This window comes from Bacillus pretiosus (assembly GCF_051294775.1).
Classification (GTDB): Bacteria; Bacillota; Bacilli; order Bacillales; family Bacillaceae_G; genus Bacillus_A; species Bacillus_A wiedmannii.
Window position 1 is genome coordinate 48288 of record NZ_JBPPHF010000003.1, and the last position, 26441, is coordinate 74728.

25 protein-coding genes and 2 pseudogenes are annotated in these 26441 nt (G+C 35.5%); 15 read left to right on the forward strand and 12 right to left on the reverse strand.

Translation table 11 applies throughout. From position 1 onward, the window contains the following. Positions 1 to 221 precede the first annotated feature (221 nt). Positions 222 to 1220: a YhdH/YhfP family quinone oxidoreductase gene (locus ACSG5Z_RS16815; protein WP_087985802.1), complete on the forward strand. Its 999-nt coding sequence runs from the start codon at positions 222 to 224 to the stop codon at positions 1218 to 1220. Between the two features lie 34 nt (positions 1221 to 1254). Here ACSG5Z_RS16815 and ACSG5Z_RS16820 read toward each other — a convergent pair whose 3' ends face one another. The 3 genes from ACSG5Z_RS16820 to ACSG5Z_RS16830 all read right to left on the reverse strand — a co-directional run bounded on the left by ACSG5Z_RS16820 (position 1255) and on the right by ACSG5Z_RS16830 (position 5796). After that, positions 1255 to 2910, reverse strand: a complete 1656-nt coding sequence (locus ACSG5Z_RS16820; RefSeq protein ID WP_087985801.1) for a Na/Pi cotransporter family protein — start codon at positions 2908 to 2910, stop codon at positions 1255 to 1257. A gap of 511 nt (positions 2911 to 3421) precedes the next feature. Next, on the reverse strand, positions 3422 to 4411 hold the full coding sequence (locus ACSG5Z_RS16825; protein ID WP_435711795.1) for an NAD(P)-dependent alcohol dehydrogenase: 990 nt from the start codon (positions 4409 to 4411) through the stop codon (positions 3422 to 3424). 182 nt (positions 4412 to 4593) lie between these two features. Next, entirely contained in the window at positions 4594 to 5796 is a 1203-nt protein-coding gene (locus ACSG5Z_RS16830) for an MFS transporter (RefSeq protein ID WP_097891344.1), read from the reverse strand. 319 nt (positions 5797 to 6115) lie between these two features. Here ACSG5Z_RS16830 and ACSG5Z_RS16835 point away from each other — a divergent pair, with 319 nt between their 5' ends. The 8 genes and pseudogenes from ACSG5Z_RS16835 to ACSG5Z_RS16870 all read left to right on the forward strand — a co-directional run. Next, complete coding sequence (locus ACSG5Z_RS16835) at positions 6116 to 7204, forward strand: DUF871 domain-containing protein (protein WP_087985797.1); 1089 nt, start codon at positions 6116 to 6118, stop codon at positions 7202 to 7204. Positions 7205 to 7280: 76 nt separating this feature from the next. Beyond that, positions 7281 to 9221 (forward strand): BglG family transcription antiterminator, encoded by a 1941-nt coding sequence (locus ACSG5Z_RS16840; RefSeq protein ID WP_098649138.1) that lies wholly within the window; start codon positions 7281 to 7283, stop codon positions 9219 to 9221. A 110-nt stretch (positions 9222 to 9331) separates the two neighbouring features. Then, positions 9332 to 9652, forward strand: coding sequence for a PTS lactose/cellobiose transporter subunit IIA (locus ACSG5Z_RS16845; protein ID WP_000131328.1), 321 nt, complete (start codon positions 9332 to 9334; stop codon positions 9650 to 9652). 1 nt (position 9653) lies between these two features. Next, positions 9654 to 9959, forward strand: coding sequence for a PTS sugar transporter subunit IIB (locus tag ACSG5Z_RS16850; RefSeq protein WP_000275649.1), 306 nt, complete (start codon positions 9654 to 9656; stop codon positions 9957 to 9959). 79 nt (positions 9960 to 10038) lie between these two features. Further along, entirely contained in the window at positions 10039 to 11349 is a 1311-nt protein-coding gene (locus ACSG5Z_RS16855; protein WP_002063903.1) for a PTS sugar transporter subunit IIC, read from the forward strand. Next, positions 11325 to 11603 (forward strand): hypothetical protein, encoded by a 279-nt coding sequence (locus tag ACSG5Z_RS16860; RefSeq protein WP_087985793.1) that lies wholly within the window; start codon positions 11325 to 11327, stop codon positions 11601 to 11603. Before ACSG5Z_RS16855 ends, ACSG5Z_RS16860 begins: the two co-directional genes overlap by 25 nt. Next, positions 11593 to 12678, forward strand: coding sequence for a DUF871 domain-containing protein (locus tag ACSG5Z_RS16865; RefSeq protein ID WP_087985792.1), 1086 nt, complete (start codon positions 11593 to 11595; stop codon positions 12676 to 12678). The genes ACSG5Z_RS16860 and ACSG5Z_RS16865 overlap by 11 nt, the downstream gene beginning before the upstream one ends. Before the next feature lie 80 nt (positions 12679 to 12758). Next, positions 12759 to 12881: pseudogene (locus ACSG5Z_RS16870) on the forward strand (HEAT repeat domain-containing protein); the annotation flags it as partial. A gap of 76 nt (positions 12882 to 12957) precedes the next feature. On the opposite strand, the gene entC reads toward ACSG5Z_RS16870, so the two are convergent. From entC to ACSG5Z_RS16890, 4 genes are all read right to left on the reverse strand, one after another. Next, positions 12958 to 14367: a cell wall-binding protein EntC gene (entC, locus tag ACSG5Z_RS16875; RefSeq protein ID WP_431145158.1), complete on the reverse strand. Its 1410-nt coding sequence runs from the start codon at positions 14365 to 14367 to the stop codon at positions 12958 to 12960. Between the two features lie 497 nt (positions 14368 to 14864). Next, on the reverse strand, positions 14865 to 16019 hold the full coding sequence (locus ACSG5Z_RS16880) for an ABC transporter permease (RefSeq protein ID WP_435712022.1): 1155 nt from the start codon (positions 16017 to 16019) through the stop codon (positions 14865 to 14867). Between the two features lie 26 nt (positions 16020 to 16045). Then, positions 16046 to 16720 carry an ABC transporter ATP-binding protein gene (locus ACSG5Z_RS16885; RefSeq protein WP_000609098.1) on the reverse strand — a complete coding sequence of 225 codons (675 nt, stop codon included), beginning with the start codon at positions 16718 to 16720 and terminating at the stop codon, positions 16046 to 16048. Next, positions 16717 to 17820 carry an efflux RND transporter periplasmic adaptor subunit gene (locus ACSG5Z_RS16890; protein WP_097891335.1) on the reverse strand — a complete coding sequence of 368 codons (1104 nt, stop codon included), beginning with the start codon at positions 17818 to 17820 and terminating at the stop codon, positions 16717 to 16719. Before ACSG5Z_RS16890 ends, ACSG5Z_RS16885 begins: the two co-directional genes overlap by 4 nt. Before the next feature lie 211 nt (positions 17821 to 18031). On the opposite strand from ACSG5Z_RS16890, the gene ACSG5Z_RS16895 reads away from it, so the two are divergent. The 3 genes and pseudogenes from ACSG5Z_RS16895 to ACSG5Z_RS16905 all read left to right on the forward strand — a co-directional run bounded on the left by ACSG5Z_RS16895 (position 18032) and on the right by ACSG5Z_RS16905 (position 21080). Continuing rightward, positions 18032 to 18766, forward strand: a complete 735-nt coding sequence (locus ACSG5Z_RS16895; RefSeq protein WP_088093047.1) for a YwaF family protein — start codon at positions 18032 to 18034, stop codon at positions 18764 to 18766. Between the two features lie 15 nt (positions 18767 to 18781). After that, positions 18782 to 19018, forward strand: a pseudogene (locus tag ACSG5Z_RS16900) (peptide ABC transporter permease); the annotation flags it as partial. 139 nt (positions 19019 to 19157) lie between these two features. Continuing rightward, the gene (locus tag ACSG5Z_RS16905; RefSeq protein ID WP_435711796.1) at positions 19158 to 21080 is read left to right on the forward strand and encodes an FtsX-like permease family protein; all 1923 of its coding nucleotides are present in this window, start codon (positions 19158 to 19160) and stop codon (positions 21078 to 21080) included. Between the two features lie 39 nt (positions 21081 to 21119). On the opposite strand, the gene brnQ2 is transcribed toward ACSG5Z_RS16905, so the two are convergent. The 4 genes from brnQ2 to ACSG5Z_RS16925 form a co-directional block, all read right to left on the reverse strand. Further along, positions 21120 to 22436, reverse strand: coding sequence for a branched-chain amino acid transport system II carrier protein BrnQ2 (brnQ2, locus tag ACSG5Z_RS16910; protein ID WP_435711797.1), 1317 nt, complete (start codon positions 22434 to 22436; stop codon positions 21120 to 21122). A 217-nt stretch (positions 22437 to 22653) separates the two neighbouring features. Further along, positions 22654 to 23223, reverse strand: coding sequence for a spore coat protein CotJC (gene cotJC, locus ACSG5Z_RS16915; protein ID WP_000265275.1), 570 nt, complete (start codon positions 23221 to 23223; stop codon positions 22654 to 22656). 12 nt (positions 23224 to 23235) lie between these two features. After that, a complete protein-coding gene (locus ACSG5Z_RS16920) occupies positions 23236 to 23499 on the reverse strand; it encodes a spore coat protein CotJB (RefSeq protein WP_000194492.1) in 264 nt (87 codons plus the stop codon). Between the two features lie 8 nt (positions 23500 to 23507). After that, positions 23508 to 23723, reverse strand: a complete 216-nt coding sequence (locus ACSG5Z_RS16925; protein WP_046957262.1) for a spore coat associated protein CotJA — start codon at positions 23721 to 23723, stop codon at positions 23508 to 23510. A 48-nt stretch (positions 23724 to 23771) separates the two neighbouring features. Between ACSG5Z_RS16925 and ACSG5Z_RS16930 the strand changes: the two genes are divergently transcribed. Beyond that, positions 23772 to 24185, forward strand: coding sequence for a VOC family protein (locus ACSG5Z_RS16930; RefSeq protein ID WP_097891327.1), 414 nt, complete (start codon positions 23772 to 23774; stop codon positions 24183 to 24185). 14 nt (positions 24186 to 24199) lie between these two features. Next, positions 24200 to 24979 (forward strand): DUF2935 domain-containing protein, encoded by a 780-nt coding sequence (locus ACSG5Z_RS16935; RefSeq protein ID WP_435711798.1) that lies wholly within the window; start codon positions 24200 to 24202, stop codon positions 24977 to 24979. Positions 24980 to 24996: 17 nt separating this feature from the next. Here the strand turns inward: ACSG5Z_RS16935 and ku are convergent, their stop codons facing one another. Continuing rightward, positions 24997 to 25809: a non-homologous end joining protein Ku gene (ku, locus tag ACSG5Z_RS16940; RefSeq protein WP_435711799.1), complete on the reverse strand. Its 813-nt coding sequence runs from the start codon at positions 25807 to 25809 to the stop codon at positions 24997 to 24999. Positions 25810 to 26159: 350 nt separating this feature from the next. On the opposite strand from ku, the gene ACSG5Z_RS16945 reads away from it, so the two are divergent. Further along, positions 26160 to 26441 (forward strand): YkvA family protein, encoded by a 282-nt coding sequence (locus ACSG5Z_RS16945; RefSeq protein ID WP_000733852.1) that lies wholly within the window; start codon positions 26160 to 26162, stop codon positions 26439 to 26441.

The window sequence follows — 26441 nt, forward strand, 5'->3', positions numbered from 1 at the left end:
TTTCGTAAAAATTCAATATATTTATAAAAAGTCAGATTTTCTATATTTTATTTTTCAGATGTAGAATAAGTATAAGTTGTTTTAGTGGAAATGAAAACATGTATTGTGAGAAAGTGATAGAGAAGTAAGATTTGTTGAAATATAGCCAAGAAGAAATGAGTAGGTTTACTTCTTTCTTCTATATAATAAAGAAGAAATTTACGGATAAAGGAGAGAGCATAATGAATCATACATCATTCCGAGCAATCGTTGTGAACGAAACAGAAAGTAAGCAGTTTGTAAGAAACGTTGTAGAGAGAGAAGTAAGTAGTTTACCTGAGGGAGACGTATTAATACAGGTTCATTATTCTTCATTAAATTATAAAGATGCTCTTTCAGCCACGGGTAATAAAGGTGTTACGAGAACATATCCTCATACGCCAGGGATTGATGCAGCAGGAGTGGTTGTGAGTAGTGCAGATGAAACCATTAAGGTAGGAGACCAAGTTATTGTAACGGGATATGATTTAGGTATGAATACTTCTGGTGGTTTCGGAGAATATATTCGCGTGCCAGCATCTTGGATCACCCCTTTACCAGAGGGAATGTCATTAAAGGAAAGTATGATGTACGGGACAGCAGGTTTTACAGCTGCTTTATCAGTATATAAGCTTATTGGAGCAGGCATAACGCCTAGTATGGGAGATGTTTTAGTAACGGGTGCCACAGGCGGCGTAGGGAGTGTAGCTGTTAGTATTTTAAGTAAGCTAGGATTTAACGTAGTAGGAGCGACAGGGAAAATGGAAGAGGAAGAGATGCTACTACGTCTGGGAGCGAAACAAGTGATTCATCGTACGGAGTTGAATGATGAATCAGGAAGACCAATGTTAAAAGGGATATACGCCGGGGTTATCGATACTGTAGGTGGACATACGCTAGAAACCGCTTTAAAAACGGTAAAGTATGGTGGTTGTGTAACGACGTGCGGTAATGTGGCAGGACAAGAATTGCAAACAACGGTATATCCGTTTATTTTGCGAGGCATAAGCCTTTTAGGAATCGATTCTGTGCAATGCCCAGTGGATGTGAGAAGAGATGTGTGGACGCTTTTAGCAAGTGAATGGGAAAATAAAGAGCTACTATCTTATACAGAAGAATGTACATTAGAAGAGTTAGATGAAAAGTTTACACTTATATTGCAAGGAAAGTTAAAAGGAAGAACTGTTGTAAATATGAAATAAGAAAAGAGACGCTTACATTAGCGTCTCTTTCTTATTATAATGATTGTTTTAAATTGACTTTACCTTGTTCACCTAAAACACCATCAGCAATATTTACAGCGTGATCACCGATACGTTCTAAGTTGCTTACCATATCAACGTAGATGATACTTGCATCACCTGAACAGCTACGTTCGTTTAGGCGTAATACGTGACGTTTACGAAGAACACGTTCCATTTGGTCAATTTTACGTTCTTTTGCAATAACCGTTTGAGCTAGTTCAGTGTCGAAGTTAGTTAAAGCATTGATTGCATCTTGTAATGTTGAAATTGTTAACTCAAGCATTTCATTTAGTTCAGCTAGTGCTTCGTCTGATAGTGAAACACGGTTTGAAATTTGGAAATCTACAAGTTCTACAAGGTTTTCTACATGATCACCGACACGTTCAATATCTCCAACGACACCTGCTAGAACTGAATGCTTTTCGGAGTCTGTTGGTGAAAGTGGTTTTTCTGATAGTAAGACTAAATACTCGATAATTTTTTTATCTAAATTGTTAATAGCTCCTTCTAATTGAGTAGCCATATCAGCATGTTTTTTATCTTGTGTGTTTAAAAATTGATTTGCTTCTTTTAGTCCATCTAATGAAAACTCAGCCATACGGATAATTTCTTTTTGAGCTTCTGTTAAAGCAATGGCTGGAGATTGTTCAATAAAGATTGGATTTAAATGTTGCGGTTTGAAGTTAATAGATGAATCTTCACCACGGATGATTTTTGTTACAATCCAGGCTAATACTGCAATGAATGGGAACTGAATGATTGTATTCGTTACGTTAAACGTTCCGTGTGCAAATGCAATTGTCATTTCTGGATTTAAGTTTAATGACGTTTGGAAATACTGAATTAAACTTGTAAAAGGTACTAATAAAATCGTAAAGATGATTGTACCAACGATATTAAAGATAACGTGAACTAATGCAGCACGTCTTGCGGCAATTGAAGTACCGATTGCAGCTAATACAGCTGTAATTGTTGTACCGATGTTATCACCGAACAATACAGGAAGCGAAGCTTTTAAATCGATTGCGCCTTGACCGAATAGTTCTTGTAAAATACCGATTGTTGCGCTTGAACTTTGTACAATTAAAGTGAAAACTGTACCAACCACAATACCTAAAATTGGATTATCACTCATGCTAATCATTAATTCTTGGAATGATTCTAAAGAGCGAAGAGGCTTCATACCTGTGCTCATTAATTCTAAACCGAAGAATAACATACCAAAACCGAATATAACTTGTCCGAAAGAATGTACTTTTTTATTTTTAAAGAAGAATAGTAAGATAGCTCCAACTGCCATAATTGGAAGTGCGTATTCTCCGATTTTAATTCCGATAATAAATGCAGTAACTGTCGTTCCGATGTTTGCACCCATTATAACACCGATTGCTTGTCTTAATGTCATAAATCCGGCACTTACAAGTCCGACTGTTAAAGCGGTTGTTCCTGAACTTGATTGGATTAATACAGTAACTAACATACCTGCTAGTACACCCATCAGTGGGTTTGTTGTAAAGCGATCTAAAATATCGCGAAGACGATCTCCAGCTGCTTGTTGCAGTCCATCGCCCATGTATTTAATACCGAATAAGAAAATACCTAATCCACCAATGAACTGGAAGATCATATCTTGAATATTGTATTCCACGCATTCCACTCCTTAAATTTCATGTACGATGTAATTATTAACTAAACCTTGAGGCACTGTAAACGATTTATCAGTAAAATTTACACTAAATTTACAAAGTGATAAAAAGTTTACAAACCTTTAAAGAAACACCTGGATTTAATTGGTTTTTTAGATGATATATCTAATCTGTTTGTAAAGAAGTCACATTTGTCACACTATTTATTGATAGTAAAAATAGGTGAAGGGAAACTACCCAATTGGGTGTGCGGATTGGAATTTTATTTTGTTATGATGATGGTTCTTTGCATATTTTTTGATTAAAGTTAGAAAAATATGTAGGGAAACGGGGGAGGTTTGAAATGGATTTATTTAATGAAAGTAAAAAACGATTAAATTATTTTAAACTGTTTTCTTTTGAGAGGCTCGCAACAATAAAAAAGAGCAATTCGCATATGAATTTGCTCTGCCTTTTTATGTTAAAAACTTTCGGTGCCTTGCATTTTAACAATTATGCAAAGGGTTTTTTCTTTTATTTAGAATCGTCATTATGCTCCATAGTTATGACGACATTTCCCCTCTTATGTCCTTTTTCAACATATATGTGAGCTTCAATAATTTCCTCAAAAGTGTATTGCCTATCAATGACCACTTTTATTTTACCGTCCTCAACAAGTTCTTTAAGGAAATTTAATGCTTCGGAAGTTTCAGGTGCGTTTTGACTTAATATGAGTTTCACGCGACTTGTCAATTTAGTCCAGAACATTTGAGCACTTGGTAACGGTTCAACAATATTTATATAGGTACCATCTTTCTTTAACATTTTAATACACTCTGAAAAGGAGCTCCTGTTTACCGCTTCAAAGATAACATCATAAGTTTCGTCTGTAGTAGAAAAATTTTTTGTGGTGTAATCAATTACTTCGTCAGCTCCTAGAGATTTGACCAATTCTAAATTGGAGCTACTGCACACACCTGTAACTGTTGCGCCGAAATACTTGGAAATTTGTACTGCATAACTTCCGACACTTCCAGAAGCTCCGTAAATAAGAATGTTTTGACCGCTTTGAACGTTAGCTTTCCTAAGGAAAAACAAAGCTGTACGTGCTCCAATTGGGATGGCTGCGGCTTCTTCATAGGATATATTGGAGGGCTTCATGCACACTGCTCCAACTTCAGGTAGACAAATATACTCAGCATAAGAACCAAAATTTACTTGGGTAGCTGCAAAAACTTGGTCTCCTTTTTTAAATCGTGTGACGTCTTTTCCTACTGATTCAACTTCACCAGCCAATTCTATTCCAAGTATTTGTTTTTTCGGTTGCTTAAAGCCAAGTGCGATTCGAGCGGGTAGCCAAACAGAAGAGGGAACCATAAAACTTCGTGAGCGAATATCTCCTGCTGTTACGGTTGTCGCTTTTATTTTTACTAGTATTTCATTGTCCTTAGGAGCAGGTTTTTCTATCTCTTTCAGTTGAAGAACGTCGGGGAGACCGTATTCTGTATATACTATTGCTTTCATTAATATTTCCTCCAATTCGTTCTATATGTTAATATCATACGAACAACATGAATAAATAGAACAGCGGTTCACTCTTCAATACAATGCAAAAAGCAGTGTGATTTTTTAGGAATCCACTGCTTTTTACAAATGTGTATACATGATTTTTTGGTCCAAGTACTTCGAAAAAGAACCCATTAGCATTACCCAACGGCTTTTTCTTTTGTTTTATCCCCTTGTTTTTGCTTCCGTAAGCTTGTGATGTAAATGAAAAGAAAAGCGATAAGTAATAGAGAGGAATATCGATATACAGTTGCATAGTTGGTAAAGTGTGCAATGAATCCAAATATAATTGCGCCAGCGCCAATGCCGAGGTCAAATGCTGAGAAGAATGTAGCTGTTGCGACTCCTCGTCGGTGTGGTGCTACTCGGTCGATCATCCATGCTTGTAGTGCAGGTTGAATCGCTCCAAAACCACTTCCGTAGCATGCTGCTGCAATAATTAAACTCGGAATTGTAGTTGTATACGACAATAAAATAATACCTGTAAACGTAATGATAACCCCTGGAATAATAACGAATGCATGACCTTTCGCATCGTATAACTTTCCAGAAAACGGACGAGTGACAGCGATTGCAAGTGCATTAAATAAGAAGAAGAGGCTTATATCAGCAATTCCGACTTCCGTAGCAAATAATGTAATAAAGCTCCCGATTCCGCCGTACATTAATGTAATACATAATATTAATAATGAAGGAAGTAAAGCTTTGCGCTCAATAAATCCATCCAGAAAAGTACCAGATGTTTGCTGTGGTGGTTGCGGCGATTTTTTGATTTGAAGTAGTTTCGTTAATATTAATGAAACAATTGTACATGAAAGTGCACATAAAAAAAGAATCGTGAAGTTATATGTTTGCATGAGCCAAAGTCCGATAAGTGGACCGAGCGCCATTGCAATCGTTCCAGAAAGACCGAAATATCCCATGCCTTCGCCACGACGAGCTTGCGGAATTAAATCTGAAACGACAGTTCCATATGTAGTCGTTGTAATACCAAAGCCAGCTCCGTGTAAAATTCGAACGGCAAGCAATAGGAAGACGGTTGAAGCGAAAAGATAACTACCCATAGCGAGTAAACAAATAGCAGTACCGATCATTAAAATGATTTTTTTGTTGAATTTTTGCAAGGCGTTTCCAGTCAGTGGTCGAACAAAAAGTGCCGCCACGGTAAACATGCCTACAACAAATCCGATATTAGAACTTGTGCCGCCAATTTCTTTCACATAAACAGGTAAAGTAGGAATTAACATTTGAAACCCTAAAAACATACATAAGTTTGCAAAAATTAAAGCGACAAACTCTTTCGTCCATAACGATTCTCGTTTTACGAGTATTGCTTCTCCCATATATTCATCCCCTATATAAAATTTTCTCTTTTCTTTCGAGTATATGTATTGGTCAATGTAACAGTCAAGGAAGGTGCCTTGAAAACGTATAACAATTTTTGCGGTGGAAAAACTGACAAATTTGTGTAAAAGCTACACAACTATGAAAAAAAGTTGTAAAGTATAGATGTATAGACTTGTAGTTGTTATGAATGATAGAAATTGTTTTTTCTTTAAAGAAAGCGGATTCAAAAAGTAGTGAATGAGAAGGGGAAATATACTTTTTCACTACATATATTTGAAAAGGTTTACAAAACAATGAAGAAAGAGGCGTGTACATATGAGACGATTAGGTATTTCTATTTATCCAGAACATTCAACAGTAGAGAAAGATAAGGAATATTTAACATTAGCAAGTAAATACGGATTTAATCGTGTATTCACATGCTTATTGTCTGTAGATGGAGAAAAAGAGAAAATTATAGAAGAGTTTAAAGAAACCATCTCTCATGCAAATGCATTAGGGTTCCAAGTATTAGTTGATATTAGTCCGTCTGTTTTTACACAATTAGGTATTTCATATAATGATTTATCTTTCTTCCATGAGTTAGGAGCGTACGGCATTCGTTTAGATGTCGGTTTCTCTGGTTTAGAAGAATCGATTATGACTTACAATCCATACGGCTTAAAAATTGAAATTAATATGAGTAACGGTACGAAATATGTAGATAACATTATGAGCCATAGACCAAATCGTGAAAATTTAATTGGTTGCCATAATTTTTATCCGCATCGTTATTCAGGATTATCATACGATCATTTCATTAAATGCTCGAAACAATTTAAAGATTACGGTATGAGAACGGCTGCGTTTATATCATCATTTGATGCAACATACGGACCTTGGCCAGTAACAGAAGGGTTATGTACGTTAGAGCAGCATCGTGAATTACCGATGACAACACAAGCGAAGCATTTATTTGCGACAGAATTAATTGATGATGTTATTATTGCGAACGCGTATGCATCAGAAGAAGAATTACAAGCACTAGGTGCATTAAATAAAGAGAAACAAACATTTGATATAGGATTATATGATACAACAACAGAACTAGAAAAAATTATCGTATTAGACGAGCCTCATTTTTACCGCGGAGATGTATCTGAATATATGATTCGCTCGACACAAAGTCGTGTGAAATATAAGAAAGAAGAGTTCAAACCGCATAATACACGCGGAATTAAACGCGGTGATCTTTTAATTGATAATGAACAGTATGGTCAATATAAAGGTGAATTACAAATTGCGTTAAAAGATATGGTGAACACAGGAAAAACAAATGTAGTTGGCCGAATTGTAGAAGAAGAAATTTTCTTATTAGATTATTTACAAGCATGGGATAAATTCGGATTTACATTAAAGAAATAGATAAAATGAAAAAGGAAAAAACTACTGACCTCAGCAGCTTTTTCCTTTTTATATATATATTGTGAGAGGAAGAGCTATGACAAAAGTGCATCAGCGATTAATTTCTATTTTAGAGGAGTTTTTAGAAGAGAAGTCGATGTTAAATCGAGCTTTTTTAGCGAGCCGTTTACATGTATCAACGAAGACGATTCAAAAAGATATAAAATTATTAAATGATATATTGGAAGAAAACGGGGCGAAAATTGAATCGCAAAGAGGAACTGGATACGAACTAGAAATTATACAAACGAAGAAGTTTGAAGAGTTTTGCTTGAGTCTATTTCAAAAACAGACGGAAAAGATCCCAACTTCTTATGAAGAAAGGATAGCGTACATTCTGCAACGTATTGTAACGACAGAGGGGTATGTGAAGCTTTCACAGTTAGCAGAGGAGATTTATGTAAGTAAATCGACTGTAAATTTAATTATGAAAGATGTGACAGATATATGTGGTCGCTATCAATTACAAATTGAAAAGAGACCGTATTATGGTATACGTATTGTGGGAGAGGAGTTTCATATTCGGTCTTGTTTATCACAATATGGTTTACCGCGCTATGATCATACTCCGTTTCATGAGCAATTTGAGCAGAGGGATACATATTTATCGTTACCTCATATACCGCTTATCCGTTCGGTTATATTAAAGTATATCGAGGGAGGAACGATATATTTATCAGATATAGAAATTGATAATTTAGTCATTCATATTGCAATTGCAATAAGGCGTTGTGAAGATCAACATTATATGAAAGGACTGAATGCAGAGCAATCAGAACTTATCATAAAGAAAGAATATACAATTGCGAAACAGATTGTAGGAGATTTAGAGAAAGAGTTGCATCTTTCATTTCCAGAAGAAGAAGTTTTATATGTGACGATGCATTTATTGAGTACTGCTGTTACAGCGAGAGATCGTTATGAAAATGTGGAAGAACTATTAGGGAAAGATCTATATGCATTTATGCAACATATTCTTTTTAAAGTAGCGGAAGAACGGAATCTTATTTTTTATTATGATGAAGAATTATTATTTGGTTTTGGTGTTCATTTAAAAACGTTATTAAACCGTTTGAAGTATAAGTTAAATACGAGAAATCCTCTATTGGCAGAAGTGAAAAAGAATTATCCGTATGCTTTTGAAATTGCGGTTCTCGTAGGAGATATAATTGGTGAATATACGGGAGAATCGATTCCGGAAAGTGAAATTGGTTATATTGCGATTCACTTTGGCGGAGCGATGAGTCGTTTACAGGAACAGAATCAAAAGAAAAGATGTTTACTAGTTTGTGCGACTGGTCAAGGAAGCGCCCAGCTATTGAAATATAAAATTTTATCACAGTTCCGAGATAAATTAGAGATTGTAGGGATTACAGGTTATTATCAATTGAAAGTGGAAGACCTTTATAAAGATAAAATAGATTGTATTATTAGTACGATTCATATACCGAGTGGTTTGCCTGTTCCAGTTATAAAAGTGAACTCAATATTTGATGATAAAGAAATTAAGTCCATCGGTCAGCAGTTGTTTACGCATGTGAATACTAGTGTACAGCAGTATATAAAGGAAGATTTGATCTTTTTAAATCATAGCGCTTCTACGAAAGAAGAGGTTATCCAATTTTTATGTGAGAAAGCCGCTGAGAAAAACTATGTACCAGAAAACTTTTATGATTCTGTTATGGAAAGAGAGAATACATCTCCTACAGCCGTTGGGAATTTAGTTGCAATTCCACATCCGATGCAGTTATTAAGTGAGAAAACATTTTTGCTGTTTTGTACACTTAATAAAGCGGTTGACTGGGGAGATAAGAAAGTACAAGTTATTATTTTATTTAGTGTAAAGCGCAATAATAATGAAGATTTACAAAAGCTTTATGATTTTTTATATGATATTATGTCTAGTCAGCATACGATAGAAAAATTAACTCAGGCTGGAATGATTGAAGAATTTCAAGAGATTTTACTATCGTTTTGAAAAAGTATATAAAAACTTCCGTTACACAACGGAAGTTTTTTATGTTTAATTGTATGCGTTTTCATAATAAGATAACAATATAGAAAAAAGATAGCTTGGGGGAATTTAAAATGACTGATATGCAAACTCCATTTGCGTTAATTTTACATGGTGGCAATGCGAGAAGCGCGGCGCTTGAAGCAATTGCTTTTGCAAGACAAGGAGATTTTGAGAATGCGAGTGAAAAGATGACACTTGCTAGTGAAGAGATTTCAGCAGCTCATCGCATTCAAACAGACTTAATTCAAGAAGAAGCAAGAGGAAATCATGCAGAAATCAGTTTACTGTTAGTGCATGCACAAGATCATTTAATGAATGCAATTACAGTGAAAGAACTTGCTGAAGAATTTATCACTCTTCATAAACGAGTAGAAGAGAAAGTGACAGTATAAGATGTACATTTTATTATGTTGTGCAGCAGGCATGTCAACGAGTATGGTCGTAAGAAAAATGCAAGAAGAGGCAATGAAACAAGGGAAGGATTATAAAATTAAAGCAGTTGATTCAGAACTTGTAAAACTGGAAATAAAAAATGCTGATGTTGTTTTAATCGGGCCACAGGTGAAGTATTTGTTTCCAGCGGTACAGTTTCTTGCGAAATCATACGATATACCGGTTGCAATAATAGAACAAAGAGATTATGGCATGTGTGACGGTTTAAAAGTACTGAAACAAGCAGAACAATTAGTTTTAGCATAAATATATTTTTTTAAATATAAACATTATAATGTTATAACTTTTTGTCCTTACGTAGTAAAGAGAAAGAGGAGGGGTATTGATGAATGGTTTTATGAGTTTTATGGAACAAAAGATTATGCCAACAACGCAAAAGATTGCAGGACAACGACATTTATTAGCAATTCGAAACGGAGTTATTTCTACATTGCCGTTAACGATTGTCGGATCATTTTTCGTTATCTTTTTAAATTTACCAATTGATGCGTATATGGAATGGATTGCACCATTTCGCCATATTTTAGATATTCCATTCCGGTTTACAGTAGGTTTAATGGCGTTATACGCAGCATTTGGGGTAGGAGCTTCACTCGCAAACTTTTATCAGCTCAATCAGTTAAGTGCAGGGTTGTTATCTGTACTCGCCTTTTTACTAGCATCAGTTGAACCAATTCAAATTACGAAAGCTGTACCAGGTGTTATTGATGCAGGAAGATACATTTCAGTAGGAACATTAAGTGCAACGTCTTTATTCGGCGCAATTGTTACAGCATTAATTGCAGTAGAAATTTATCACTTTATGATTAAGCATAATATCTCGATTAAATTACCAGATAGTGTACCACCAGCAGTTGCAAACTCGTTTGCAGCATTAATTCCAACTTTAGTCGTTATTCTTTTATTCTGGGGTATTCGTTACGGTTTAAAATTCGATGTGAATACAACAATCACATATTTAATCGCACCACTAAAATCAGTATTAGTAGGAAATAATTTATTCGGCGGTTTATTAACAGTATTCTTAATCGTGTTCTTCTGGTCATTCGGTATACATGGCCCAGCGATTTTAGGACCAATCATTCGTCCGATGTGGGATTCAGCAATTCTTGAAAATATGGAAGTATTCACAGCTACAGGAAATGCACATCAATTACCAAACTTATTTACAGAGCAATTTATTCAATGGTTCGTATGGATCGGTGGATCAGGCTCAACTTTAGCTTTAGTTATTATGTTTATGTTCTCTAAATCTAAATTCCTAAAAGAGTTAGGTAGATTATCATTCGTGCCAGGTTTATTCAATATTAACGAACCGATTATTTTCGGGGCACCAATTGTAATGAACCCAATCTTAATTATTCCATTCGTTATAACACCGTTAGTTACAACGACAGTATCATATTTCGCAGTTGTTTCAGGCATGATTCCGCTCATGATGGCGAAACTGCCATTTACGATGTTAGCACCAATTGCAGCGATTATTAGTACGGACTGGACAATTATGGCTGGTGTACTTGTACTTATTAACTTTGTTATCTCATTCGTTATTTACTATCCATTCTTCAAAATGTATGAGAAACAACAATTAGCAGGAGAGGAGAAAACAGAATGCTCGGAGCAATTATCATCTTAATTACATTTGTAGCGGGGCAGTTTATTGCACATTATTCAAAATGGGTACAAAGTAAATCTTTATTAGTGTTACTACTCGTATCAATTGTATTTATCGGTAGTTCAATGGGTGCATATGTAATGCTAAGCTTACAATCACCGTACGTAATTATTGTACCAACGATTTTATGTGCAACATGTTTATCTGCAAAATATAGATTTACGAGCATGGCATTAATACAACGTGTGAAGGAGATGCAAAAGCATGGAGCGTAAATTAGGAATTTCACTTTATCCAGAGCATTCAACGAAAGAACAAGATATGGCATACATTTCGGCAGCGGCACGCCACGGTTTTTCAAGAATATTCACATGTCTATTATCTGTGAATCGTCCAAAAGAAGAAATTGTAGCTGAATTTAAAGAAATTATTAATCATGCAAAAGATAACAATATGGAAGTTATTTTAGATGTAGCTCCGGCAGTATTCGATCAACTTAGTATTAGCTATAGTGATCTATCATTCTTTGCAGAGTTAGGTGCAGACGGTATTCGTTTAGATTTAGGTTTTGACGGATTAACAGAAGCAAAAATGACGAATAATCCGTACGGCTTAAAAATTGAACTAAACGTAAGTAACGATATTGCATACTTAGAGAATATCCTTTCGCATCAGGCGAATAAACCAGCTTTAATTGGCTGTCATAACTTTTATCCGCAAAAATTCACTGGTCTTCCGTATGATTATTTCATTCGCTGTAGTGAACGCTTTAAAAAGCATGGCATTCGCACGGCAGCGTTTATTACGTCACATGCAGCTAACATCGGTCCATGGGATATTAATGACGGATTATGTACGTTAGAAGAGCATCGTAACTTACCGATTGAAGTACAAGCGAAACATTTATGGGCGACAGGGCTTATTGATGACGTTATTATTGGAAATGCTTACGCGAGTGAAGAAGAGTTAGAGAAACTAGGAAACTTAAATCGTTACATGTTACAGCTGAAAGTACACTTTGTAGACGAAGCGACTGAAGTAGAAAAGAGAGCCACGCTGCAAGAATTACATGTAAGGCGCGGTGACATAACAGAATATATGGTACGTTCTACAGAAGTGCGTAAAAAGTACAAAGACTATGACTTCCCAGTGCGCGAAAGTGTATTACAGGAAAGAGGGCAAGTTGTAATTGGTAACAACTCGTTTGGTAAGTATAAAGGTGAACTACAAATCATTCTAAAAGAAATGCCGATAGATGAACGGAAAAATATTGTCGGTACAATTGCAGAAGAAGAGTTATTCTTACTAGATTATGTAGGAGCTTGGACGCAGTTTACTTGTGTGGAATAGGGAAGGGCAGGAGAGGATGCTATGGCATCCTCTTTTTTTTGTGAAATTATATAGAATGCAAAGAGATAGATTTAATTTGGACGGGAGAGAAGGAGATTGTCATCGCTCTTCGTTTTTTACCTAAGTTTGTTAATCATGAAGAAGTTTTAAAGGCGTTTGATAAAGTATATAAAAACCGAGGGAACTTATTTATGTCAGAGTGAAAGTTTCAAGAGAAAGTTAGAATGTGAGAATCAAAAAAAGAGTCAGCCTCAATGAGACTGACTCTTTTTATACGAACTAGTTTAATACTTTAACTGTAACTGTTTTACGTCCCCAGTTACTAGATGTACCTTTATCAGGCATTAAAACGTCGATTTTATTTCCTTTAATGGCTCCACCAGTATCACCAGCGATTGCTACTCCGTAACCTTCAACCCATACTTTTGAACCTAATGGAATGACACTTGGATCAACTGCAATTAGTTTCATGTTTGGGTTAGCTGTTAAGTTGTGACCTAAAGCTGATTTTACTTGGTCGCCTGCTTTATAACCATTTTCAAGTGGATCTGCTGTGTAAGCTGTTGCTACAACGCGTAGTTCACGAGAAGATGATGGTGCACTTGTTTCAGTTTCTTTTGCAACAGGTTGTTGTGTAGCAGGTTTTTGAGCTTTAGCCGCTTCACGAGCTTTAGCTGCCTCTTGAGCTTTAGCCGCTTCACGAGCTTCAGCTGCTTCTTGAGCCTTAGCCGCTTCACGAGCTTCAGCTGCTTCTTGAGCCTTAGCTGCTTCACGAGCTTTAGCTGCTTCTTGAGCCTTAGCTTCTGCTTGAGCTTCAGCTGCTTCTTGAGCTTTAGCTGCTTCACGAGCTTTAGCTGCTTCTTGAGCCTTAGCTTCTGCTTGAGCTTCAGCTGCTGCCTGAGCTTTAGCTTCTGCCCCGGCTTTAGCTGCTTCACGAGCTTTAGCTGCCTCTTGAGCCTTAGCTTCTGCTTGAGCTTCAGCTGCTTCACGAGCTTTAGTTGCTTCCTCCGCCTTAGCTTTAGCTTGCGTTTCAGCTACTTCACGAGCTTTAGTTGCTTCCACTGCTTTAGCTGTATCTTGAACTTTAGTTGTTTTTTCAGCTTTAACTACTGGTTGAACTTTAACTGGTGCTTTACCTGTTAAGTAAGGAACATGAACATAAGCTGTTTTGCCGTTATATTCAAATTGGATCCAGTCGTTTTGTACTTGGTGTGTTGTTTCAATTACATCATCTTGTTTCAATTTACCAAGAATTTCTGAGTCTGTGTTTGCACCAGCACGTACGTTTAATACGTTTGCTGTTACGTAGTAAGTGTCTTTAGTATAGTCAGCGCTAATGAAAGCTTCTTTACCGCTGTTTAATTTCACTTTTGACCATCCGTTTTCTGTATGTAAAACGTTAACTTTATATCCATCTAATAATTTTCCTACAACTTTTGATTCAGTAGTTGGGTTTTCTCGTACATTTAGTACATCAGTCGTTACGATTGTTTCTGCTTTAGCAGATGTTGTGAAAATCCCAAGACCAAAAACCGCTGCTGTTGCTATACCCATAAATTTTTTCATAATAGCCTCCATTGCATTTGTTTTCGTTGACCTCATTATAGCAACCATTATTTTCTTATTTGCGGAAAACATAAAATTACAAAGGTTTCGTAACGGGTCATTAATATTCTGTAATAATTCCAGTAATATCCTAAAAGCGCTTTCTTATAGTTTATAGGGGAGGTTAGAGCATACAATACATAAAAAGAGGAGTATTTCAATTTCTAATAGGTTAATAACGTTTCTGTAGTGTTACGTAATCATTTCGAAATCATTACAAAAACGGCATTTTTTTCTATTGGAACAGGAAAGTAGTTATGTAAAAATAACTATTTTAGTTGTAGAGAAATATAAATGAGGTGAAAATCGATAAAATATCGCCATAATTGTTACAAAATAAGTCGAGGTATGGAAAAAATTACGCCTTGATTTTAGTCTGTCACATATTATTTTTGCAATAATAGGATTCTATAATAGCTTTAGTACTTTGAAATAGTTAAAGGTATGTAAAACGTGAAACATATATAATAGAAGAAACACGATTTAATAGATAAAGTGAAACTTTAATCAGTGGGGGTCTTACTGCCCATTAAAGCGGGATAAATAAAAAAACGTAGGAGTGTAAATTCCTACGTTTTTGTTTATTCATATCGTAAACATTCAATTGGATCAAGTTTTGCAGCTTTGTTAGCTGGTAGTAGACCGAATATAATACCGATTAACATGGAGATACCTACTGCAAGAAGTCCAAGTTCTTTTGAGACAACAAGTGGCCATCCGGCAAAGATGGAGACGATCCAAGCGAAGAAGATACCGAGCATGAATCCGATGAAACCACCGAGTCCTGTTAAAATACAAGATTCAATTAAGAATTGTGTTAATACTTTACCACGCGTTGCACCAAGTGCTTTACGAATACCAATTTCACGTGTACGTTCTGTTACAGATACAAGCATGATGTTCATTACACCGATACCGCCAACAAGTAAGGAGATAGCGGCAATACCACCGAATACCATTTTCATCATACCGATAGATTCGTCTAATTGCTTCGTAAATTCACCTAAGTCTTGTGCTTCGAATTTGTGCTCAAATTTAGGAGCTTTCATTTCATTTAAAACAGAAACGGCTTGTTTTTCTACACTTTTACGTTCTGTCGGAGAGGTCATTGTTAATCTGACAGAGTCATACTCATTTACTCCTGAAATGACAGGCGCGTTTTCAAGTGATGTATAACCTTCAGGCATAGGCATTCCAAATTCGCTTTTCGTTTCGTATACACCGACTATTTTATACGGCTTTCCTTTTATATCTGTGTATTGATTTGATTCCCAACCACTACTAAATAATTTGTTGAAAGCTTCTTCATTTAATATAACAGCAGGGATTGCTTGGTTTAATTCGCTGTCGTTTAATTCACGACCGTGAACTAATTTTATTTTCGAATCTGTCATAAAGGCACCTGTTCCACCTTTTAAATCAAGAGAGACATCTTTTGAACCAGCAGATGCTTTTACTTTCATACTTACATCTGGATAAACATCTTTAACGCCTGGCACAGTTTGAAGACGGTTTAGCATATCAGGTGTGATTTTGGCACTATCTGTTCCATAATCAGGGTTGTTGTAGTAAATCGTTATTTCATTATCTTTTCCTTGGCCTAATTCTTCTTTAAACTTTGCATTTGTACCATCACCCATTGAAATGATAGTAATAATGGCACTAATACCGATAATAATTCCTAGCATCGTTAAGATGGAACGCATTTTGTGGGCAAAGATAGAGGAAAGGGCCATGCGTATATTTTCACTCGTGTTCAAAATTAACCTCTCCAATCTTGGACGATATTTCCGTCACGAATTACAATTTGCCTTGCTGCAGCTTCCCCAATTTCACGATCATGGGTAATCATAATGATTGTTGAGCCTTGTTTGTTTAATTCGTAAAAGAGATCCATAATTTGTGTACTTGTTTTCGTATCAAGTGCTCCTGTCGGTTCATCGGCTAAAATGAACTTTGGATTATTTACGATTGCACGGGCGACTGCGACACGCTGTTTTTGTCCACCTGATAATTCGTTCGGTAGGTGAGTAGCACGATCAGCTAAACCTACTTTTGTTAAAGCGGCTAATGAGCGCTCGCGTCTTTCTTTTTTATCGACTCCAGCGTAAATAAGAGGTAGCTCTACATTTTGAAGTGCTGTAAGTCTCGGTAATAACATGAAGTTTTGGAATACGAACCCAATCTCTTTATTACGAACGCGTGCAAGTTCTGTCTCAGACATGTTTGAAATATTTTGACCAGCTAGTTCATACGCACCTGTCGTTGGTTTATCTAAGCAGCCGATAATGTTCATTAATGTTGATTTACCAGAACCAGATGGTCCCATAATAGAAGTGAATTCTCCCTGGTTCAGTGTTACGTCAATGCCGTGTAATATTTGAACGGATTCTGCACCATTTTGGAAAGATTTCGTGATGCCTTTTAAGTTAATCATCGGGCGACGACCTCCATACCATCTTTTAAGTCTTTTTCAGGTTTAGAGATAATTTGCTCTCCTTTTTTCACTCCAGAAACTTTTGCTTCGCTATCAGTCTCGAATTCAACAGTAACAGCTTGTTCTTTCGCTTTACCGTCTTTTACAACGAAGACAATATTTTTGTCACCTTTTTTCACGATGCTGCTTTTCGGAACAATCGTACCAGTTGCTTCGCCAGATTTACTTGTTACGTAAACGTGGAAGCCGTTTTGTAATTCTTCACTATTATCTAATGTGACAGTGAATTGATAGTTAGAAACTGTTTTGTTTTCATCCATGCTCTTTAATGGTGTAGAACCGATTTCTGTTACTTTTCCTGTCCAAGTCTTACCAGCGACAGTTTTTGAGGAAACAGTTACTTCTTGCCCGACTTTCATACTAGCAAGCTCATATTCAGAAAGTTGACCTTTTACTTTAAATGGCCCAGCATGGCGAAGTGTAATGCCGCTCATACCTGTTTTTTCATCAGCAGTTTTTACGATATCATCAATTACGCCATCAGTAGGGCTCGTTACAGAAAGTGTATTTACTTTCTCTTTTGCTGCTTTAATCATTTCATCAGATTTTTCAACTTCAAACTTTTTCATTTCAATTTGTGATTCTAATTGTTGTACTTCGATTTCTGATGCTTTTAATGCTTCAGCAGGAAGGCCTGCATTTTTATCTTTTTGTAATTTTTGTTTCGCTGTATCAATTTGTTTTTGGAACAATGTTACTTCTTTTTGTGCGATTTTCTTTTGCATTTCTGCTTCCGTTACACCTTGTTTCGCAGTAGGGTCATTATATTTAAAAAGGAGTTGCCCTTTCTTAACTTCATCGCCTTTTTTAACAGCTAATTCATACGTACCTTTTGTTGGATCAAATGAAATTGTTTCGATGCCGTTTGGAATGACTTCACCGCCAAATTTTTGCGCGTTTTCAATTTGTTTTTCTGTTACTTTATATCCGCTATATGCCATTGCTACTTCTGAACTACCGCCAGCAAATGCAAAATATGATCCAGCTGCAATACCGATTGCTACTACACTAGTAATTAACACTTTATTTTTCTTCTTCATTTATTTATCACCTTTTCGTTCGTTTTAGTATCTACATTCAGTATAGAAGAGGTGAAGAATCTGACAAATCGTTTTAGCTTACAATAACCTTACAGTTTTGTAAGGTATGAATATGTAAATGTAAGGTAGAGCTTGTCCTAGTGTAAGCAAATGAATTGACTCGTCGTTTCTTTCTTACAATAATATTGTATGAAAGAGAGGAGGAGGTAAGATGGAAGCTTATTTTAGTGCGCATCCATTAAAACCATTTATTCCATACTCAAGGCAACACGTCCTTATATTATTTATTATGTTGGTGGGGATATTTTTTCTGTATCAATACCAAGATATATTACGGCAAAGTGAGTGGAATATAACGGTTCGATATGCGATTGCATTTTTATTTGTTGGGAGTGAAATTGGGCTCCATATGTGGGAATGGAAAGCGGGGATTTTTGAACTAGGCACTTCATTACCATTTGAGCTATGTACGATTAGTTTATTGTTAGCATCGATTATGATTGTAACGAAAAGTTACCGCATATATGAGATTGTATTTTTTACAGGGATTATCGGTGCATCACAAGCTATTTTAACGCCGAACGTGCAATATGCTTTTCCGCATTTTCGCTTTATAGAATTCTTCGTTGCGCATGTATTACTCATTTGGGCACCACTCTTTATGACGTGGGTAGAAGGATATAGACCGACCTTGCAATCAATTAAGCGTACGATGATATTTTTAAACATAATAATTCCAATCGTTTCTTTTGTGAATTACAAAACAGGTGGCAATTATATGTTTTTAGCTCGTAAGCCAGAAACTGCTTCATTACTCGATATGTTAGGGCCACACCCTTACTATATTATTTCATTAGAAATAGCTGCGCTTATTGGATGTTTTATTTTGTATATGCCGTTTGCGAAAAGAGAAGGGCATGCGCATAAAGAATCACTAGGATCATAACCTAGTGATTTTTTATGGTCAGGTTTAATTGGAGTCTATTTTAGATCATTAACAGTGAATCCGTGGATCCCGCTCGTTCCCATTACATTTTTTGGACTTACTATTTTTTCAGGAAATATGATTGTAAAAAGTATAGAAGAGGCGATGATGAAAGTAAGGTTAGGAGGAGAGATAAAGAAGGACGCTATAGAAGAGGAACAATCTGCTGTGCAGTCAAAAGAAGAGTTATTTACTTTTAAACATACGATGTGAAGAACCTAGGAAACTAGGTTCTTTTATTTTGCTATATTACAATATCGTAAGAGAGATGTAATGAAAATCGATAGGGGAGAAATACAATTTCGTATACACTTCATGTATAGAGAAATGCGAGAGCGGGTGAAGGTGTACGATGGATTTTTTAGAAGTATCAAAACGTAGCATAAAACGAAATATGAAAGATTATTTTCTATACTTTATTTCATTAGTAGGCAGCATTATTATTTATTTTACATTCGTATCGATTAAACGAAATGAAAGTGTAGTAGCTCTTTTAAAAGAGTCGGATAAAGTGGAAACGACATTTACGTTTGCACAAATATTGTTAATTATCTTTTTAACGATATTTATTTTTTATTGTAATAGCTTCTTTTTGCGAAAGAAGAAAAAAGAAATTGCGCTATACAGTTTATTAGGTATCCGTAAAGAAGAAATTGCGAAGTTACTCTTTTATGAAACGTTATTAGTTGGTGGTGCGGCAAGTGTGTTAGGTATTCTTGCTGGTTTATTTATAGCGAATATGTGCGCAGGGCTTCTTGTGAAGCTAATGGGAAGTGCGTTTACGTTCACATTTACGATTTCATTTTTATCTATAGTAGAAGTTCTTATAACGATAGGCGCAATTTTCTTTATTGCATCATGGAAAAGTAAAAAGTTAATTTATGAGCATCGTTTAGTTGAATTACTATATGGTGAAAATCAGAAAGAAGAGGCACCTACGTATGCAAGTGAGAAGGCAAAACGAGCGATTGCTTTATTAATTACAGGTTATATCATTGCGCTACTTACACAAATCTTTGGGTTTGGGGCCATTTTCATTACAGGTCTACTTATTTTTGGTTGTATTGTAAAAGGTACGTTTTTACTATTTGAGCAATATACAGTGAAATCACTCCATAAAATAAAGGGAGATAAAACGAAATATTGGAATGGAACGAACATTTTATCGATTTCTTCATTGTTCTTTAGAATAAAAGGGAACGTAAAGATGCTGGCGCTATTATCTTTATTAAGTGCGGTAACATTATGTACGATTGGAATTAGTTCTAGTATGTATTATGGAGCGCAGAAGACAGCGGCATTAATGAATCCAGTTAGTTATGAATATGTAACAACTGGAAAAGGATTAGATAAGAAAGTTAGAGAAGAAATTCAAAAGCATGAGTTAGCAATTAAAAATGAAACGTCTGTAGCTATGCTGTCTATGCAAGGGAAGATAGATGGAGAACAAATATTAACAGGGTATTTAATAGGTAATGGTAATGTACAAGTTATAAAAGTGACAGATTATAATAAATCAGCTTCTATGTTAGGCAATAAACAAGTTATTCTCGGTTCTGAAAAGGAAGTTATTTTATTAGATCCATATAAATCATATAACATCGAAAAGAATTCGCTTGAAGGAAGTAATGTGTCCTTTGAAGGGATGAAGAGTGGTTTAACAATCGTTGATCACCGCGAAGAAACAGTTGTTAGTGCGAAACTTGCACCAGTGGGGCTTGTTGTTCGAGATTCGCTATTTAATAAGTTGCAGCAAGGAAAGGATGTTTCAACAGTTAGCGGATTTATCGTTGAAGGAAACGGTAATAGAGAGCTAACGAAAGAGCTAGGGACAATCATTCCTAAAGAAGTGAAATTCCAATCATTTGAAGAGGCGAGCCAATCTGAATTGCAAGATGGTGCAGTATTATTATTTGCTAGCGTATTTTTAGGGATTGTTTTTATTCTTGCAACAGGTTGTATTTTATACTTTAAACAAATAACAGAAGCGATGGCAGAGCGACCAGCGTACGGAATGTTAAAGAAAATTGGACTAACGAAAAAGGAAGCAACAGAATCTGTAAGAAAGCAAGTGGGGGCGATATTCATAGTACCATTATTGCTGGCAATATGTCATACATTCTTTGCATTTTTAAGTTTGATGGGCTTTACAGGAATGTTTGAATATAGCCTTCCTTTACTAGGCAGTATAGGTGTGTATATAATCATTTACTTTAGTTACTATACGTTAACGGTCCGTTCGTACACAAATATTGTATGTAGCGATAGAAAATAAAAAAGAAGCAAGCATGGGTTTCATGCTTGCTTCTTTTTTTTATTTTGTAGAAACTTCACCTTCAGCTTCTGTTTGAGGAATATAGTATCCGATTATACCACCAACGATTGCTGGAATAATCCAACCAATTCCTAAGTTATAAAAAGGGATGGTGTGTACGATATTAGCGATAAAACTTGGTATCATTCCCACATTATCCAGTGCATGAATACAGCTAATAATGAATGCTGCGATCATTGCTCCGATGTAGACAGAAGGTTTACGTTTCGTATATTTATCAAGAAATGATACGAAAATTAAAATGATTGTAATTGGATATAAAATAATTAATACAGGTAATGTAATTTTGATTAATAAACTTAATCCTAAGTTTGAAATCACGAAGCTAAAAATACAAACGTATAGTACGAGCTTTTTGTAAGAAACGTTTGTTAATACTGTTGCAAAATAGTTGGCGAATGCACTTACAACACCAATGGCTGTCGTTAAACAAGCGAAAATAATGGCGATGCTTAATAAAACATTACCGCTTGTCCCAAAGAATTGGTACATAACAGTAGCTAATAGTTGACCACCGTTCTCGAATTGTCCTAAGTTGCCGTTTGAAGCGCCGATATAACCAAGTAAGAAATAAACAATTGTTAAGAATAAGGCTGCAATGCTTCCGCAAATAATTGTATATTTCGCAATTGATTTCTTCTCTTGTATACCGTTTTGGCGAATTGCATTTACAACAATTGTTGATAATACGAGAGCACCGATTGCATCTAACGTTAAAAATCCTTCAAGAAATCCTTTGAAAAATGGAATTTCTTTATAGTCACCAATAGGTTCTGTAAACGTTCCTGGTGAAAGAATCGCTTTTGTTGCCATAATTGCAATAATTCCAAGTAAAATTGGCGTTAATATTTTTCCAATATGATCTACTAATTTTGATGGATTTAATGATAAGAAGTAAACGATTGTAAAGAAAATCGCACTAAAGATTAACATAGAGTACCATTGGTCCGGGAAAAGTGGTGCAATCCCAATTTCGTAAGATACAGATCCAGTTCGTGGAATAACAAATAGTGGGCCGATTGAAAGATAAATAATGATAGCGAATATTGCTGCGAATTTTGGATGAACACGGCTTGCTAAAGTGTTAAAACTACCACCGGCAAGGGCAACAGCGACGATAGCTAGTAAAGATAAACCGACGTCTGTAATAATAAATCCTGTAATGGAGACCCACATATTTTCTCCGGAAGAAAGACCGAGAAGGGGCGGAAAAATCATATTACCAGCACCGAAGAAAACTGCGAATAGTAATAAACTAATCGAAAGTATTTGCGCTGGCTTTAAAGTTGTACGCATATAAAGAAAATCCTCCTAATGAGTATTTTTGTCGAAAATTCAAATAATTTGTCGAGTAACTGTTACTATTTTAAAGGTCTGATGACTAGAAAGCAATAGGGAATTTTGAAAATATTAAAAAATAATACATTAAATCGAATAAATATACTATTTATATCTTTAATAGGAAGGATTTAACTTTTAACGTAAAAAAACACATATCACTAGGATACGTGTTTTAAAAAAATATTTTTTTATCACGTTCTTCTTTTAAAATTTCAACTGCTTCTCGGAAACGTTGTGAATGGACAATTTCTCGTTCACGTAAGAAGCGTAGGCTGTCATTTATATCTGGATCATCTGATAAATTAATTAGCCATTGATATGTTGCACGTGCTTTTTCTTCAGCTGCGATATCCTCGTATAGATCGGCAATTGGATCACCTTTAGCCTGTATATAGGTTGCAGTAAAGGGAACACCAGCAGCATTATGGTAATGAAGTGCACTATCATGATCAACATAATGAGGATCAAGTCCAGCGGCTTTCATTTGTTCAGGAGTTGCATCTTTCGTTAGTTTATAAACCATCGTAGCAATCATTTCAAGGTGAGCAAATTCTTCTGTACCAATATCAGTAAGTAGGCCAATGACTTTATCAGGAATTGTATAACGTTGATTTAAGTAACGTAGTGCAGCAGCTAGCTCGCCATCTGCACCGCCATATTGCTCAATTAATAATTTTGCAAGTGCTGGATTGCAAGTTCCCACTTTAACTGGGTATTGTAATTTCTTTTCATAAATCCACATAGTTTCTCTCCTTTATATTTGCCATGGCCAAGGACCTTTGCTCCATTCCCAAGGAGCATTGGAATAGCTGTTTCCAAACTGTTGGAGTGGCCCGTATTTTTCTTCCATCTTTTGTTTTAATACTCGCCGTTTATAGGAAAAATCATTAAATTGATTAATCGCAGCGGTGTCATCTGGATGTGTATCTAAATAAAGAGTGAGTTCAACTAGTACAAAGTCCAGTTCTTGAAGCTCCAGTAAAAGCTGATAGTATTCTTCTGGTAGCGATTGAGTCACGTCAGTAGTCACCGCCCTTTTTTATAAGGATTTTCATAATAGTCATAAAAAATAGGCCATAAAGTCCCTTTTTGTAGCGCTTCTTTTGGCGTGAATTGTGGTAAGTTTGGCGGTTGAAAGCCTAAAAATAAATTAGGAGGAGTAGAATAATATTTTTTTCCGATAGGAGGACAAGGGTCGAGAGGACTATGATAGGGCACGAATGATCTCATATATTTATTCACGAATAAACCTCCTTACATGTTCATTACTACGTATTGTATTCAGACATAATGAGCATTTATGACACATATAAAAAAGTAATAAGTACAGGGGGAATGAATGTGGAGAATGTAAAGAATTTAATTGTGTTAGAAGTAAAGAACTTAAAGGAAACTCTGTATTTTTACGAAGGGATTTTAGGAATAACACCTAGTTCAGAGAGGCCGCAATTAGATATTACAGGGGTTTGGTATGATACCGATTCAACGAGAATTAGTTTTGTTATGAATCGCAGCTTGGGCGGGCGTGAGAAGAGTGTTACGGACTCAGTTGATGTTCTAACGTTTTCAATTTCTAACATAGAGAATGTAAAGAAGAGGTTAGTATTTTATAAAATTGCATATACAGAAAACAAAAGTGAGAAAAGTATTGTAGTACAAGACCCAGATGGATATAAACTTCAAGTGGTAGAGAAGGATGAATAAACGGAGGGGATTTAGTGGAGAGAAATTATGAAGAAAGTGCGTTGTTTGAGCATCAATTTTGGCTAAAGGTACTTACTGATCATGCACAATTTTTACTTGATGCATTAGCTCCGAAGGAAAAAGAGGATATAAAAAAAGCTACTTACTTTGTTGAAACATTTACGAACCTGTTAAATAAAGTTCGGAATGTGAATCTGATGGCATTCTCAAAAGAGGCAGAACAAGCTGCTAAGGAAATTCGGACGTTTAAATTAAGTATTATACAGAAGCAGTTGGAAGGGAAAATTACTATTCATTTTACACCAACTTTTATTAATCATATGGTAAACGAAGTGGAAGAGTATATAACGGTTTTAGAGTTTTTGAAGAAAGGGGAAGTTCCGCCTGTTTTTCATGAATTGCATTATCATCTCGTTTGGTTAACGGATGCGGCTGGTCATGCGGGCTCTATTTCTGGTGGGCTAGATCTTGTTGAAAAAAGATTAAAAGAGAAAAGCGAAGAATTTACGAAGCATTTTGAACAATTTTACTTAAAGGCAGTTGAGATGACTGGGTATTTACGAACGGAGCTTCATCATTTTCCAGCATTAAAGAAGTTTACAAAAGATGTTTCACTTGAATTGAAATTATTTTCGCATTTTTTACATGAAGTGGAAGAGCTCGAGTTATCGCATGAAGTATTAAGTGCACTATCAGCTAGAATGGCAGATCATATGGCAAGAGAGGAATGTTATTATTTATTAAAATTAGCTCAATCATCTGGAATCGAAATGCCGAAATGTAATCCGCTTTAAAGAACAAGAGGTCAATTTCATTTGGCCTCTTGTTCTTTTTTGTTTTCTCTTTTTATTTTTGCTTGTTCAATGCTTGCCTGTAATGTCTCCATAATATTAATGATGTTCGGAGCTGGAGAGATTGTTTCAGTTTTTTCCTGTTGTTCAATTTTATTCTCGATTAATTCGGTAAGGGCTTCTGTATATTCATCTATATACATTTCTTGTTCAAAAGGATTTGTAAGGTGGTGGATTAAATTAATTGCTGCGGTGAGTTCTTGTTTTTGGATAGGGTAATTTTCATTACTTGGTAAGTTAGGTGTATTTGTTATATCGCGAATTTCATTAGGGTAGTGGATGGTTTGTAACATAAGTCCATCTTCAAAGTTACGGATAATAGCTAAATGTTGTTTTTTTCTAATAGAAATATGAATAAGCCCAAGTTTATTTGTACGTTCAAGAGCTTCTTTTAATAATAAATATGATTTTTCATGTCCTGGGATAGGGCCTATAAAATAAGAACGGTCATAAAGAACAGAATCGATTTCGTTATTTTGGATAAAAGATATAATACGAATGGATCGTGGTTCGTGAGCTTTTTGCAACGCAGCTAATTCTTTTTCATCAATAATGATGTATTTATGAGGTGCATATTCATAGGCTTTTACAATATTTTTATCATCAATTTCTTCATCCGTACAATCAGGAGCAAATTTTTTATATTTAATAGGTGTTAAGCATTCTTTATGGAGACTTAAAAATTTTATATCGGTTTCTTCTACGGCGCTATATAGTTTAATTCCTATATTTAATAGTCCAAGTGAAAGTGCACCTTTCCATACGGTATGCAAATGAAACCTCTCCTTTCATTCAAAAATGATTATGTATATTATGAGATAGTAAGAAATTTCCTATACGTTTTTTGTTTTTTACGGAAGGGTAAGCAGGAGGGATTGGGATATAAAATATATTGACAAGCCCTCTGAAATATTTTAATGTGAGTGTATAAAATTGTGTATAAAGGGGAGTAACTTATTACAATAAAGTCGTCATTACAGGGAGAAACCCTCGGCTTTATTGGCAACGTTTCGTTGTTAGTGAGACCTTTACCAGCAATGGTAAAGGCCCCTTATTGTCTTTTTTAGGACCCTTACCATATTTGGTAGGGTCCTTTTTGTATACAAAGAGAGGAGAAATAAAAATGAAAAAACTTATTAGTAGATTAAGAGTTGTATTTCATGTCCGTCGTTTCGTTCCATTCCTATTTGACTTTTTTACTTCAAAAGAGGTTTCAATAAAGAAGAAAATTTTATCTGTTGCTTTTTTAGTTGGGTATGTTGCGATGCCGCTCGATTTAATTCCAGACTTCCTGCCGTTTATCGGTATTTTAGATGATATTGGAATTGTGTTATTCATTTTGAACCGAATTGTAAAAATGGCGCCAGTTCAATTACAAGAAAAGCATAACGTAAACGTAGGATAG

Coding starts and splice junctions, on each gene's coding strand:
- ACSG5Z_RS16815 (WP_087985802.1), top strand. CDS start 222: ATGAATCATACATCATTCCGAGCAATCGTTGTGAACGAAACAGAAAGT.
- ACSG5Z_RS16825 (WP_435711795.1), bottom strand. CDS start 4,411: ATGAAAGCAATAGTATATACAGAATACGGTCTCCCCGACGTTCTTCAA.
- ACSG5Z_RS16830 (WP_097891344.1), bottom strand. CDS start 5,796: ATGGGAGAAGCAATACTCGTAAAACGAGAATCGTTATGGACGAAAGAG.
- ACSG5Z_RS16835 (WP_087985797.1), top strand. CDS start 6,116: ATGAGACGATTAGGTATTTCTATTTATCCAGAACATTCAACAGTAGAG.
- ACSG5Z_RS16840 (WP_098649138.1), top strand. CDS start 7,281: ATGACAAAAGTGCATCAGCGATTAATTTCTATTTTAGAGGAGTTTTTA.
- ACSG5Z_RS16845 (WP_000131328.1), top strand. CDS start 9,332: ATGACTGATATGCAAACTCCATTTGCGTTAATTTTACATGGTGGCAAT.
- ACSG5Z_RS16850 (WP_000275649.1), top strand. CDS start 9,654: ATGTACATTTTATTATGTTGTGCAGCAGGCATGTCAACGAGTATGGTC.
- ACSG5Z_RS16855 (WP_002063903.1), top strand. CDS start 10,039: ATGAATGGTTTTATGAGTTTTATGGAACAAAAGATTATGCCAACAACG.
- ACSG5Z_RS16860 (WP_087985793.1), top strand. CDS start 11,325: ATGCTCGGAGCAATTATCATCTTAATTACATTTGTAGCGGGGCAGTTT.
- ACSG5Z_RS16865 (WP_087985792.1), top strand. CDS start 11,593: ATGGAGCGTAAATTAGGAATTTCACTTTATCCAGAGCATTCAACGAAA.
- ACSG5Z_RS16880 (WP_435712022.1), bottom strand. CDS start 16,019: ATGGCCCTTTCCTCTATCTTTGCCCACAAAATGCGTTCCATCTTAACG.
- ACSG5Z_RS16885 (WP_000609098.1), bottom strand. CDS start 16,720: ATGATTAACTTAAAAGGCATCACGAAATCTTTCCAAAATGGTGCAGAA.
- ACSG5Z_RS16890 (WP_097891335.1), bottom strand. CDS start 17,820: ATGAAGAAGAAAAATAAAGTGTTAATTACTAGTGTAGTAGCAATCGGT.
- ACSG5Z_RS16895 (WP_088093047.1), top strand. CDS start 18,032: ATGGAAGCTTATTTTAGTGCGCATCCATTAAAACCATTTATTCCATAC.
- ACSG5Z_RS16905 (WP_435711796.1), top strand. CDS start 19,158: ATGGATTTTTTAGAAGTATCAAAACGTAGCATAAAACGAAATATGAAA.
- brnQ2 (WP_435711797.1), bottom strand. CDS start 22,436: ATGCGTACAACTTTAAAGCCAGCGCAAATACTTTCGATTAGTTTATTA.
- cotJC (WP_000265275.1), bottom strand. CDS start 23,223: ATGTGGATTTATGAAAAGAAATTACAATACCCAGTTAAAGTGGGAACT.
- ACSG5Z_RS16930 (WP_097891327.1), top strand. CDS start 23,772: ATGAGCATTTATGACACATATAAAAAAGTAATAAGTACAGGGGGAATG.
- ACSG5Z_RS16945 (WP_000733852.1), top strand. CDS start 26,160: ATGAAAAAACTTATTAGTAGATTAAGAGTTGTATTTCATGTCCGTCGT.